Origin of the sequence: Sorangium sp. So ce1014, from assembly GCF_051521505.1 — a bacterium.
Lineage (GTDB): Bacteria > Myxococcota_A > Polyangia > Polyangiales > Polyangiaceae > Sorangium.
Genome location: NZ_CP150356.1, coordinates 4,703,787 through 4,716,622 on the forward strand (window position 1 = coordinate 4,703,787; position 12,836 = coordinate 4,716,622).

General features: G+C 73.4%; 9 protein-coding genes and 1 pseudogene. 5 read left to right on the plus strand and 5 right to left on the minus strand.

Going from position 1 to position 12,836, the window contains the following annotated elements:
- Window positions 1-374: 374 nt before the first annotated feature.
- On the minus strand, window positions 375-1,025 hold the full coding sequence (locus tag WME75_RS17885; RefSeq protein ID WP_437492359.1) for a hypothetical protein: 651 nt from the start codon (window positions 1,023-1,025) through the stop codon (window positions 375-377).
- A gap of 179 nt (window positions 1,026-1,204) precedes the next feature.
- Here WME75_RS17885 and WME75_RS17890 point away from each other — a divergent pair, with 179 nt between their 5' ends.
- Together WME75_RS17890 and WME75_RS17895 are read left to right on the plus strand one after the other, a co-directional pair.
- Entirely contained in the window at window positions 1,205-1,705 is a 501-nt protein-coding gene (locus tag WME75_RS17890; protein ID WP_437492361.1) for a peptidylprolyl isomerase, read from the plus strand.
- Window positions 1,706-2,017: 312 nt separating this feature from the next.
- Window positions 2,018-2,509, plus strand: a complete 492-nt coding sequence (locus WME75_RS17895) for a hypothetical protein (RefSeq protein ID WP_437492363.1) — start codon at window positions 2,018-2,020, stop codon at window positions 2,507-2,509.
- 42 nt (window positions 2,510-2,551) lie between these two features.
- On the opposite strand, the gene WME75_RS17900 is transcribed toward WME75_RS17895, so the two are convergent.
- The gene (locus WME75_RS17900; protein WP_437492364.1) at window positions 2,552-4,351 is read right to left on the minus strand and encodes an ATP-binding protein; all 1,800 of its coding nucleotides are present in this window, start codon (window positions 4,349-4,351) and stop codon (window positions 2,552-2,554) included.
- Window positions 4,352-4,483: 132 nt separating this feature from the next.
- Between WME75_RS17900 and WME75_RS17905 the strand changes: the two genes are divergently transcribed.
- A complete protein-coding gene (locus WME75_RS17905) occupies window positions 4,484-5,101 on the plus strand; it encodes a DUF47 domain-containing protein (protein WP_437492366.1) in 618 nt (205 codons plus the stop codon).
- Window positions 5,098-6,105 (plus strand): anion permease, encoded by a 1,008-nt coding sequence (locus WME75_RS17910; protein ID WP_437492367.1) that lies wholly within the window; start codon window positions 5,098-5,100, stop codon window positions 6,103-6,105. Before WME75_RS17905 ends, WME75_RS17910 begins: the two co-directional genes overlap by 4 nt.
- A gap of 138 nt (window positions 6,106-6,243) precedes the next feature.
- Here the strand turns inward: WME75_RS17910 and WME75_RS17915 are convergent, their stop codons facing one another.
- Window positions 6,244-7,443, minus strand: a complete 1,200-nt coding sequence (locus WME75_RS17915; protein ID WP_437492369.1) for a 6-phosphofructokinase — start codon at window positions 7,441-7,443, stop codon at window positions 6,244-6,246.
- 171 nt (window positions 7,444-7,614) lie between these two features.
- Window positions 7,615-10,356: a phosphoenolpyruvate carboxylase gene (locus WME75_RS17920; RefSeq protein ID WP_437492371.1), complete on the minus strand. Its 2,742-nt coding sequence runs from the start codon at window positions 10,354-10,356 to the stop codon at window positions 7,615-7,617.
- A 380-nt stretch (window positions 10,357-10,736) separates the two neighbouring features.
- Here WME75_RS17920 and WME75_RS17925 point away from each other — a divergent pair.
- A pseudogene (locus WME75_RS17925) lies at window positions 10,737-11,621 on the plus strand (serine/threonine-protein kinase); the annotation flags it as partial.
- A gap of 718 nt (window positions 11,622-12,339) precedes the next feature.
- Here the strand turns inward: WME75_RS17925 and dut are convergent.
- Complete coding sequence (gene dut / locus WME75_RS17930; protein WP_437492373.1) at window positions 12,340-12,795, minus strand: dUTP diphosphatase; 456 nt, start codon at window positions 12,793-12,795, stop codon at window positions 12,340-12,342.
- Window positions 12,796-12,836 lie beyond the last annotated feature (41 nt).

Consider the following 12,836-nt stretch of genomic DNA (forward strand, 5'->3'; position numbering starts at 1 on the left):
GCCAGATTGCCCGGCCCACGGGGACCGTGTTCTTCGCGCGGCGCGGGGGCCCGCCGGACTCGCCTGAGACAACGCTCCTCCGGCGTCGCCGGAGGAGCGTTGTCAATTGGGCTCGGACATCGGCCCTCCCCGCGCCGCGCGAAGAACACGGTCCCCGTGGGCCTACGGATGTCGACGGGGCTGTTCTCCAGCTACCTTGTCTACACCGGCGAAGAACACTGCCTCTGTAAGGTCGCAGAGGTCGATGGGGCTGTTTGGATAGAAGCCCTGTCCACGCGAGACGCACGGCCTACCCCCCTCAGCGCGTCTCGCGGAGGACAGGGCAGATCGAGCGCCGAGCCGCGGCGGAGCGGCCCTTGCAGCGCTGCGTCGCGCTACTTCTTCGGCGCGGGCGGCGATGAGGGCTTGGCCGACGAGGGCGGGGTGGCCGACGAGGGCGGGGCGAGCGAGGAAGGCTTGGCCGCCGAGGCCGCGGCGGCGGCCGGCGACGAGGGCTTCGCACCGGGCTTGGCCGGCTGTCCAGGCTTGCCCGGAGGAGCCGAGGCCGCAGGCGCAGGGGCGTCATCGTACGGCTCTTCCGAGGGAGGCGCAGCCTGATCCGGGGGCGGCGCCTCCGGCTCGGCCGGCGCCGCTGACTCGGCGGGCTTCGTCGCCGGATGGAACGTCATCGGCTTCGCTTCGCCGTCCGTGCGGCGGACCCAGATCACCGCGGTCCCGCTCGCGACGCTGGCATAACGGCCGTCCTCGGTGCGGATCTCCTCGTTGACCGCCTCGATGACCGCATCGCCGCCGACCATGCACGCGGCCTTGCGGAGCGACTCGAGGCGCTCCGCCTCCGTCCGGGCCTCGGGATCGCTCGCGATGGGCTGAAGGCGATGGTACTCGCGATCGGGCAGCTGACCTGCCGGCACCACGTGCATGTCGCTGCAGAACTCGCCGGAAGGCGTGCGTTTGTCCCGAAAGGGGGTGCTGCAACCGACGATCAGCGCGGCACCCAGTGCCGCCGAGAGGAGGAGGCGCTGCATGATGCCTTCTTACCAGCGATGCGACGCGCGATGCAAACCCCGCGCATCACGACCGATGCTGATCCGCAGGACAGCCGCCCCCTGGCAGCAAGCGCTCCCTGGCAGGTAGACCCCCCCCGCGGGTCGCCGCGTACGCCCCATGTTCCGATCTCGTGAACGCCTGGCTATGCTCGCGGACGATGCGCCCGCACGAACGACGCTCTCCTCTCGCCCTTTTTCTCGGTGCGGCGCTCGCCGCCGCGTGCGGCGCGCCCCAGGCCGCTCCGGGCGAGGCCGCCCCCGTCGAGGCGAGCGCCCCGAGCGCCGCCGCATGCCTCGCGGCCGCCAACGCGAAGCGGCGAGCCCGCGCCGACGAGCCGTCGCGCATCGGCGTGAAGCACATCCTCGTCCGCTACGCCGGCGCCGACCGCGCCGAGGCCGCGACGCGCACGCGCGAGGAGGCATGCCTGCGCGCGATGGAGGCGCGCGACAAGATCCGCGGCGGCGCCGACCTCGACGTCGTGGTGGCGGAGTACAGCGAGGAGGCGGGCGCTGCGTCGCGCGGCGGCTCGCTCGGCACCGTGGAGCGCGCCGACGTCCTGCCGCCCTTCGCCGATGCCGCGTTCGATCTCGACCTCCATCAGCTCAGCGACGTCGTGGAGACCCGCTATGGATTCCACGTGATCTTCAGGACCGAATAGCCCTCCTGCCGAGGCTGGGCACGTCGAGACCCCTTTGCGCGCGCCTCGATCTCGCGCCGCAACACGCCACCTCTTCCAGCTCCCGCACGTCGACTGAAGCGACGCGCGCGGGGTGGTGGGGTCATTTGAACAGGAAGGCGGGAAGGGAATCATCAATGATCTTCCCGCCTTCCCGCCTTCATGTGACATCTCTCTGGGCAAATGCCCCCACCGCGCGCGCGGCGCTCCGCCGATCGCCTCGCGCGCGGTCCAGCACCTCGCGCGCCGCGCGCGAGGGTTGCCTTCTCGGCGGAGGCGCAGCATGAAGCACCCATGCGCGCCCACAAGCTCGTCGTTGCCCTCACCGTGATGATCGCCTCGCCAGCGCTGCTGGTCGCGGCATGCAAGTCGAGCGACGACCCCGAGGAGGTGGCCCCGGCGCCGACCGACGTCCCCGCGCCGCCCCCGACGGCGCCGCTGCCAGCGGCGACCGGGACCGTGCCCGCCGCGACGCCGACCCCGATCGCGCCCCCGGCGACCGCGAAGGCCCCCCCGGTGCAGCCCGCCGCGCCGGGCACCAAGACGGACGCCGGCTCGCCTCTGGACGGTGGCGACGGCGGCGCCCCGAAGGACGCGGGCGCGCCCGCCACGCCCGACGCGGGGGCGCTCTCGAGCAAGCTCGCGGCGTGCGCCACAAAGTGCCAGTCGATCCTCCAGACCTGCCTCACGCCGCAGTTCCCCGCGGACGGCGGCATGCCGAAGCTCGCCGATCCGGCGGCGTGCCAGAAGTCGTTCGACGACTGCCGCACCGCCTGCGCGCCGTGAGCGCCCGCCCCGCCGCGCGAGGCCGGCAGCGCGGCGCCCGGGCTACCTCTGGGCGCTGTCCGCCGCGCTCGGCAACGTCACCCGGAAGAGCGCGCCGCCCGCGTCGCCGGTCGCCACCGTGATGTCGCCGCTCATCGCCTCGACGAGGTGCTTCGCGATCGACAGGCCGAGCCCGCTGCCGCCCGAGGCGCGGGAGCGCCCCGGATCCACGCGGTAGAACCGCTCGAAGACGCGACCCTGGTGCACCGCCGGGATGCCCGGGCCGTCGTCCTCGACCTCGACGATGACGCGCCCGTTCACGGGCCTCGCGCGCACCTCCACGCGCGAGCCCTCCGGCGTGTGGTGGATCGCGTTGTCGACGAGGTTCGTCAGGACCTGGTCGAGCGCGCGCGGATCCGCCGCGACGAGCGTGCCCGGCGCGACGTCCACGATCACCTCGCTCCGCTTGTCCAGGGCGCGCCCGCGCAGGAGCGCCACCGCCGCCTCGGCCTGCACCGCGAGATCGAGCGTGCCCGGCGACAGCGGCCGCTCGCGGCCCTCGATGCGCGACAGGTCGAGCAGATCGTTCACGAGCCGGTGCAGCCGGGCCGCGTTCCGCTCGATCACCTCGACGAAATCCCGCGCGGCCCCCGCGTCGTCCAGCGCGCCGCCGAGCAGCGTCTCGCTGCTCGCGCGGATCGACGCGACCGGCGTGCGCAGCTCGTGCGACGCGTTGGCGATGAAGTTGCGCTGCAGCCCCTCGATGCGCCGCAGCTCCGTCACGTCGAAGAAGACGGCGACGACCCCCGCCGCGCCGCGGCCCTGCGCCGGCAGCGCGAGCGGCGCCGCGTTCACGAGGAGGACCCGGCGCCCCGGCGGCCCCGCCGCGCCCGGCGCCGCGGGCGCGATCTGGATCTCGCGCGTCGCCGCCGCGCGCGCGAGCGAGACCTCCTCGATGAGCTCGTGCAGGCTCGCGGAGCGGAGCACCTCGATCGGCGGGCGCCCGACCGGGTCCCCGCGGATGCCGAGCAGCTGCGAGAGCGACGGGTTGACCAGCGTGATGTCGCCCCGCTCGTCCGTGACGAGCACGCCCTCGCGCATCGACTCGAGCACCGCGCCGAACCGCTCGCCCTCGCCCCCGAGCTCGCGCCGCGAGCGCTCCAGGCTCTCGGCGAGGTCGTCCAGCGCGCCGCCGAGCGCGGCGATCTCGTCGCGCCCCTGCACGCGCGCGCGCCGGCTCAGGTCGGCGCGCATCTCCCGCGCGATGCCGGTCAGGTAGACGAGCCGCCCGGAGAGCGCGCGCGCCCCGACGAGCGCCGCGCCCACGGCGAGCACGAGGGCCAGGATCGTGCCCTCCACGACGCGCGTGTGGGCGGCGGACAGGCTTCGATCGATCGCGATCGGCTCGAACGCGAGCCGCACGACCCACGGCCCGTCCGGCCGGTCGAGCCGCCGCGCCGCGTAGAGCATCCGCATCCGCGTCGTCTTGCTCACGCGCTCGCTGCGCCCCGCGCCGTGGTGCCGCGCGTCGGCGACCTCGTCGCGCGTCGCGTGGGCCTCGAGCTCGCCGAGCCGCTCCGGCGCGACCGACGAGTCGCCCCGCACCGCGCCGCTCGGATCGATGAACGTGACGCGCGCCCCCGCGCTCGCCGACAGCGCCTCCGCGAGCGCGGGCGCCTCGGCCGCGAGGTCGACCGTCCTCGCGGCGCTCTCGGTGACGAGCGCCGTCCGCGCGGCCAGATCGGCCTCCGTGTGCTCCCCGAGCTCCGCGCCGAGCGTCTTCACGACGTAGACGTCGAACACCACCGCCGCGAGGACCGCGATCCCCACGGCGAACGCGATGAGCTTGCTCCGAATACCCATGTCACCCGCGTGCCGAGCGCCCGGCGCGCGCCTCGTGCGCGACGGGGGCGAAGAGGATGATGTTACCTGGTTTTGTCTGCTTCGTGACGACTCGTTGACGTGATGCGCGGAGACGGGTAAACGCCCCGCTGCATGGGACTGACCCGTGATGCGGTCTTCTTTGACGCGCTGGCCAACCACGCGCAGCGGAGCGTCGCGGCGAGCGAGCTCCTCCTGGAGATGCTCGACCGGCCCGCCGATGCGCCGGCGCTGTCGAAGCGCATCTCCGACCTCGAGGACGAGGGCGACAAGATCACCCACGGATGTCTGGCCGCCCTCCACCAGACCTGGATCACCCCGCTCGATCGCGAGGAGATCCACGCGCTCATCACGCGGCTCGACGACGTGCTCGACTGCATCGACGCGGCGAGCGTGCGGCTCGTGCTCTTCGAGGTCGGCGACACGCTGCCGGAGGCGCGGCAGCTCGCGCAGGCGGTGGTCGACTCGTGCACCGTCACGAGCTCGGCGGTCCAGTCGCTCCGGGACCTGAAGCGGCAGCCGCACCTCCTCGAGCTCTGCGTCGAGATCAACAAGCTCGAGAACACGGCCGACGGGCACTATCGCACGGCGCTGGCGGCGCTCTTCAAGAAGGGGAACGACCCGCTCCTCGTGATGAAGTGGCGCGACATCTACGACCTCCTGGAGAGCGCGACCGACCGCTGCGAGGACGTCGCGAACATCATCGAGGGCATCGTGCTCGAGCACGCATGACGACCTATATCCTCGCCATCCTCGTGATCGCGCTGGTGTTTGATTACATCAACGGCTTTCACGACGCCGCCAACTCGATCGCGACGATCGTCTCGACGCGCGTCCTGTCGCCCCGCACCGCGGTGATCTGGGCCGCCACCTTCAACTTCATCGCGTTCGCCCTGTTCGAGCCCACGGTCGCGCGCAACATCGCGAAGGGCGTCGAGCCGGCGTTCATCACCCCGAACGTCATCCTGGGCGGCCTGCTCGGCGCGATCATCTGGAACCTGCTCACGTGGTGGTGGGGGCTGCCGTCGTCGTCGTCGCACGCGCTCATGGGCGGCTTCGCCGGGGCCGCGGTGAAGAGCGCGGAGCGGCTGTCGGTGCTCGACGCGACGGTCTTCGGCAAGACGGCGGCGTTCATCCTTGTGTCGCCGCTGCTCGGCGCGATCATCGGGTTCGCGCTCATGCACGCCATCCGGGTGCTCGCGCGCGGCTGGACGCCCGGCAAGGTCGGGTCCCGCTTCCGCCGGCTGCAGCTGGTCTCCGCCGCCGCCTACTCGCTAGGGCATGGCGGCAACGACGCCCAGAAGACGATGGGCATCATCACGGCGCTCCTCATCTCCACCGGGATCCAGCAGGGCGGCGACGACCCGAAGCCGATGCTCTGGGTCGTGCTCGTCTGCCACGCCGCGATGGGCCTCGGCACGCTCTCCGGCGGCTGGCGCATCGTGAGGACGATGGGCATGAAGATCACGAAGCTGAAGCCGGTGGGCGGCTTCGCGGCCGAGACGGCCGGCGCGGCGACGCTGTTCAGCGCCACGGCGCTCGGCATCCCCGTGAGCACGACCCACACGATCACGGGCGCGATCGTCGGGGTCGGCGCCACGAGCGGGCGCCTCTCCACGGTCCGCTGGGGCGTCGCCGGCCGCATCGTCTGGGCCTGGATCTTCACGATCCCCGCCTCGGCCATCCTCTCCGCGACCGTCTACACCATCGCGCGCATGATCAGCGGCGAGCCCTGACCGCCCGGCCGAGCGCATTCGCCGCGCGCGCGTCGACCTCGCGGCGCTCCACGCCGCCTACCCGGAGATCGGGTGGCGGCGGTTCGAGGACCGCGCGCGCGACCAGCCGGGCCGGCGCGGTCGCCTGAGCCGCGCCGCTCAGCCGAGCGGCGCGGGCGCGCGGCTCGGGCGGCTGGCCCCGAGGCTGACGAAGTGGTCGAGGATCCAGGTCTTGAAGCGCTGCAGGTCGAGCCGGTCGAGCAGCGGCAGGAAGGCGCGCTCGACCCCGTCCTCGCGGCGTATGGAGGCGAAATCCAGCACGCCGACGTCGTTCGCGGCGAGCACGTACGGCATCACCTCGGTGCGCCCCTCATCGAACGCCGAGAGGAGCAGCGACCCCTTGAGGAAGGCGGCCGACACGTCGAGGAAGGCGGGGCGGATGCCGCGGATGTAGCGGCTGAACGGCTCGGCGATGACGCGCTTGTCCGGGGAGTCGCGGAGCCCCGCGCCCTCGAGCTGCTGCTTCAGGAACACGCTCGCCGACACGCCGGGGTGCTCCTTGCGGCGGCGCTCGGCCTCGTAGCCCTCCGCGACGATCACGAGCGCGTAGTCGGCGCGCCCGAGGCTCTCGGCGAGCTCGCTCAGCACGTCCTGGGGGAAGCGGAAGAAGGGGAGCACGATGAGGTGCGCCCGGGCCGCCACCGCGCAGTGCAGCGCGTGCCGCCCGCTGCGGTTGCCCATCATCTCGAGGAGGTAGATGCGCTTGTGCGTGTACGCGTCCTCGTAGAGCCCGCGCGCGATGTTGGCGCCCGTCTCCACGCCGGACAGGAAGCCGATCGCGCGATCTCCCTCCAGGTCGTTGTCGATGGAGACGTTGACGAAGCCGGATTGCGGGCGGACATCGAACTCGTCGAGCCACGCCTTGATGCCCTCGAACGTGCCGTTGCCGCCGACGCAGATGAGGTGCGTGAACCCCTGCTCCTTGAACGTCACGGCGGCCTGCTTGCGCCGCGCGCGATCGAGGAAGCCGCTGTAGCGCTCGCTCCGGAAATCGCTGCCGGCGTCGAGCACGCGGCGCCCCATCGAGCGCGCCGGGATGCCCTGCGCGAGCAGCGAGTAGCGCTGGCGGCGGCTCATGATGAGGCGCTCGAACTGGGGCTGAGTGCGCGCGTCCGCGGTCAGGGAGCGGAAGCCCTCGGTCGCGGCCCACACCTCGTAGCCTCGTCGCGCCGCCTCCTCGGTCAGCGCGACAGCGACCGAGGAGTAGCCGGGGGCATTGCCGCCGTCGAAGACGAGCAGCAGGCGCTTGTCCGATGCCGGGAGGGTGTCGGGACGTCCGAACTCGACGATGCTGGTCATGGCGCCGGCCTTCTACCACGCGGCGCCAGCGTTGGCCGAGCGATTGTCACGCGTTCGATGCGGTCGCCCGACGACGCCCGGCGTTGAACGACCGTGCCGCGCCGCGTGGCGCTCGACGAGCGCGCCGCGTCGCGGCCTGGACGACCGCGTCGCGCTGCGACGCAGCGACGATCACCCCGTGTTCCGCATGCCGGCGGCGATGCCGTTCAGCGTGAGCAGGAGCGAGCGATCGCACCCGGAGTCCCCGCCGCGGCTCGCCCGCAGGAGCTCGACTTGCAGGAATGAAAGAGGGTCGACGTAGGGATTGCGCAGCGAGATGGACCGCTGGAGCGTCGGGTTGCCCTCGAGCAGCCGCCGGTTGCCCGTGAGCCGCTTGAGCCACGACCGCGTCAGCCGGTACTCCGCGATGATCCGCGGCGCGACCGCCTTCTGCGCCGCGGCCGGCGCGAGCTCGGCGTAGCCCGCGAAGATCGTCATGTCCGCCTTCGCGAGCACCATCTCCACGTTGTCGATGACGGCCCGGAAGAACGGCCACGACGCCATCATCTCCTTCAGCAGCTCCGCGCCCTCGGGGCGCTGGCCCATCGCCTCCAGGCCGCTGCCGACGCCGTACCACCCCGGGAGGATGGCGCGGTTCTGCGTCCACGCGAAGACCCACGGGATCGCGCGCAGCGACTCCAGGCCGCCCGCGCGCCGCTTGCTCGGGCGCGAGCCGAGCGGCAGGCGCGCGATCTCGTCGATCGGGGTCACCGCCGTGAAGAACTCCACGAACCTGGGCTCCTCCCAGACGAGCGCGCGGTAGACGCGCCGGCCCGACTCGGCGAGCTCGTCGAACGCGGCGGCGTAGCGCAGCTCGGACGCGGTGGGCGGCCGCGGCTGCGCGCCCAGCGTGTGCAGGATGACGCCGCTCAGCATGAGCTCCAGCGTGCGCATCGCGAGCTCGGGGCGGGCGTACTTGTGGTCGAGCGCCTCGCCCTGCTCCGTCGCCTTGTACCGGCCGCCGACGCTGCCGGCCGGCAGGGCGAGCAGCGCCTGGTGCGCCGGACCGCCGCCGCGCGCCACCGACTCGCCGCGGCCGTGGAAGACGCGCAGCGGCAGCTCGGCCTCCGCGGCGATCTTCGGCAGCGTCTCCTGCACGCGCCGGAGCGCCGCGCTCGCCGCGAGCAGGCCGACCTCCTTGCCGGAGTCGCTGTAGCCGATCATCACCTCCTGCACGCCGCGGGCGAGGACGTGCGGGCGGTATTCCGGGTGCGCGAGCAGCGCGCGCAGGATCCGCGCGCTGTCGTTCAGCGCGCCGAGCGACTCGAACAGCGGGACGACGTCGATGCGCGCGCACGACCTGGCCTCGTCCCACAGCCCGGCGGCCTTCGCGCACGCGAGCGCGGCGAGGATGTCGTCCTCGCTCTGGGTCATCGACAGGACGAGCGTGCGGCAGGCCGACTCGCCGCCGTCGCGCTGCGCGGCGGCGATGCGCTGGAGCGCCTCGAAGACGCGGCGCGCCTCCGGCCCCATCTGCGCCGGCTCGACGCGCCCCGCCGCGACGTCGGCCGCCGCGGCGCGCGCGTCCTCGGCGGGGGCGCGCATCTCGAGCTCCGCGAGCGCGAACCCGAGCGCGCGCACCTGCGAGAGCAGCGCCCGCGCGCGGCGCTCGCCGGAGTGCGCGCAGCGCGCGGCCTTCAGGCTGTCGGCGACGAGCGCGAGGTCGCGCTCGAGCTCCGCGGGCTCGCGGTAGGGGACGGCGAGCGTCGGCTCCTCCGGGCGCACGAACGCGCGCCCCTCGTGGGCGGGGCCCTGGCCCGAGCGCGCGCGGGCCTCGGCGCGACCGTGCTCGGCGTGCTCGAGCGTGGCGGTGAGGCGCGCCTCGATGAACCGCAGCTTGCGGCGCCACGGCTCGCCCTCGGTGCGGGGCCCGAAGTGCGCGGCCGCCTCGGGCATCGCGGCGGCGTCTTCCTCGATGGAGGCGAGCAGCCAGGGCGGCGGCGTGACGTGGCGGAGCGACTGCGAGAGCGCGCCGCCGAGCTCGCGCGCCGCCCGGATGAGCCGGCGCAGGCCGCGGACGCGGTAGGCGAACAGCGCGTCCTCGAGCACGGCGGGCACGACGAGCGGGTTGCCGTCCATGTCGGCGCCGACCCACGAGTGGATGCGGAGCGGCACGATCTCGGCGGCGAGCGGCTCGCCGTACGCGGCCTCGAACGCGCGCCCGATCGCGGCGTGGAGATCGGGGAGCAGATCCCAGAGGATCTCCTCGATGTACCAGGCGACGTTCTTCACCTCGTCGCCCACGGTGGGCCGGTCGCGGCGCACCTCGTCGGTCTGCCAGACCGCGGCGATCTCCTCGCGGATCTCGGCGAGCTTGCTCGCCGACTCGTCCGGCGTGAGCTGGCAGCGGTCGCGCTCCTCGAGGTTCTTCGCGATGCGGTAGAGCTTCTCGAGGACGGTGCGCCGCGCGGCCTCGGTCGGGTGCGCGGTGAGCGTGAGCGTCACGTCGAGCGTGCGGAGCGCGGCGCGCACGCGCTCCGCGGGCACGCCCGCGTCCTTGAGCGTGCGCATCGCGGCATCGAGCGAGCCGCGCTGCGGGCGCGCGTCGGGGTCCCTCGCGTAGGCGCGCGCGCGGCGGATGCGGTGGTGCTGCTCCGCGAGGTTGACGAGCCGGAAGTAGACCGTGAAGGCGCGGATGACGGGCTCGATGCGATCGTGCGGCAGGCTCGCGAGCAGCTTCGTGAGCTCCGCGGATGCGTGCGCGCGCCCGTCGCTCGGGCCGCGGCGCCGGCGGATGGCGAGCGTGCGGATGCGCTCTTCGAGCGCGAAGAGCTCTTCACCCTCCTGCTCGATCAGCACTTCACCGAGCAGGCGGCCAAGCAGGCGGACTTCTTTGCGAAGAGGTCGATCGACCTCACGGCGACGCGGCGGCATGCGGCGAGCCTAGCGCGACGCGGCGTAAAACGGACCACCGAGTGTGGCCCGGGCGGACGACCAGGGCGCTCCCGCGGGACGGGCCGTTTTGCAGAGGAGAGATTTTACATGATGGCGGAAGTCGTCAAAATGATTGCTCTTTTTCTCTTGCATTTTCGCCCCGATGTCTTGCCGGCAGCGCGCTCGGAGCGGGTGCGTGCGCGGCGGGGCGAGGGCCGACGTTTGTGGGCCGGAGCCCCGGCTCTCGGAGGCGCTCCTGATACGCGCGGCTAGGCAGCCAGCCAGCCAGCCAGCCAGCCAGCCAGGCAAGCAGGCGCCGCTGCGAGGCCCGCGCCTCCGGTCCTTTCGAAGCCGCATCGAGCTCGTGTACGCTCCGGCGGATGACCGATGACGTCTTCGGGATCGTCGGTACGACCCAGGGGGCGTTCAAGGTGGAGCGGGTCGTCGCCGAAGGAGGCTTCGGCGTCGTGTACCGGGCGTACCACGAGGCGTTCCGTGCACCGGTCGCGCTGAAGTGCCTCAAGGTCCCCGGGGCGCTGCCCGAGCAGCTGCGCGCGCAGTTCCTCGACAAGTTCCGCGAGGAGGCGGAGCTCCTGTTCCGCCTCTCGGCCGCGATCCCCGCCGTGGTCCGGCCGCTGCACCACGACGTGATCTCGGCCGCGACCGGCGTCTTCGTCCCGTTCATCGCGCTGGAGTGGCTCGAGGGCAGCACGCTCGCGAGCCACATCGCCGCCCGCGCGGCAGAGCGGCTGCCGCCGCTCTCGCCGGGCGAGGCGATCCGGCTGCTCACCCCGGTCGCGCGGGCGCTCGAGGCGGCGCACCATTTCCCCGGGCCGAACGGTCCCACGTGCGTGGTGCACCGCGATCTCAAGCCGGCCAACCTCTTCCTCGCCCAGCTCCACGGCGCCGAGGTCGTCAAGATCCTCGATTTCGGGATCGCCCGCGCGCGCGACGCCGCGACGGTCATGGCCGGCCAGACCGCCACCACGTCGGGCGGCCTCTCGACGGCGTTCACGCCCGCGTACGGCGCGCCCGAGCAATGGGCGCCGAAGCGCTTCGGCAAGACGGGCCCCTGGACCGACGTCTGGGGCCTCGCCGTGACCATCGTCGAGGCGCTCGCCGGCCGCGAGATCATCGCCGGAGATCACGTCGCCATGATGGGCACGGTGCTCGACGAGAAGCGCCGCCCCTCCCCGAGGAACGAGGGCGTGCTCGTGCCCGACGCGCTGGAGAGCGTCTTCCGGCGGGCGCTCGCGGTCGATCCGCGCGAGCGCTTCCGGGACGTCGGCGCATTCTGGGACGAGGTCGAGCAGGCGCTCGGGTTGCCGCAGAGCGCGCCGCCGATCGCGCTGCCCGGCCGGAGCCACGCGCCGCCCGCGGCCCGCCGCCCCTCGGCGTCGCCCGCGGCGCCGAGATCCTCGCGCGCTTCGCATCTCCCGGGCGCGGGCCTGACGTGGCCGGCGGCGCTCGCGGACCTGGAGACGCGCGAGATCGATCTGCCGGAGCAGCGCGGCGGCCGCTCCCCGCCGCTCGGCGATCTGCCGGAGCGCGGCGGCCGTCTCCCGCCGCACAGCCTGCCGACCGAGCCGGTCGTGCCGCTCGCGCTCGACTGGTCTCCCCCGGCGCCCGCGCCCTTCGCGAGGCCGTCCCACGCGCCGTCCAGGATGCCGCCCCCGAGGATGGACCGCGCGCCCGCGCGCCACAGCCTGAGCACGGCGGAGCTCATGGCCATGTTCGCGTTGCCGGTGCGGCTCGCGGGCGCGGCCGTCATCATCACGCTCCTCGATCTCGGGGCCGCGTCGTTGCTCCTCGACGGCCAGCGCATCGGCGTCGGCCCGCTCCGGCTCTTCCACCTCGCGGTGGGCCTCGTGGTCCTGGGGATCGGGATCGCCGTGGTCCGGCTGTTCGCGTCGGATCGGTAGCGCGCTCGGTGGCCGCGCGATCCCAGGACCTCGGCGGCGCGCGATGGGACGACGCGCGGACCTACGGCTCCCGGCGCACGCCCGTCGATCCGTAGCCGCCTGCGCCGCGCGCCGTCGGCGCGAGCGCGGGGACCAGGACCACGTCGGCGAGGGCGACCGGGCAGATCACGAGCTGGGCGATCCGATCGCCCCGGTTCACGGTGAACGGATCCGCACCCAGGTTGATCAGGACGACCTTGATCTCCCCGCGGTAGTCCGGGTCGATGGTGCCGGGCGAGTTGAGCACGGTGATCCCGTGGTGGAGCGCGAGCCCGGAGCGCGGGCGCACCTGCCCCTCGTGGCCGTCGGGGAGGGCGACGGCGTAGCCCGTGGGCAGGAGCTTCCGCTCCCCGGGCGCGAGCGTCACCGGCGCGTCGACGGCGGCGCAGAGGTCGAGCCCGACGGCTCCCTCGGACTTGTAGGCGGGCGGCGGGACCTCGACCGGTCCCACCCGGAGGAAAGATACCTGGATGCGCACGCGCCGGAGCCTAGTCCAGCGCGCCGGAGATCCCGTCAGGG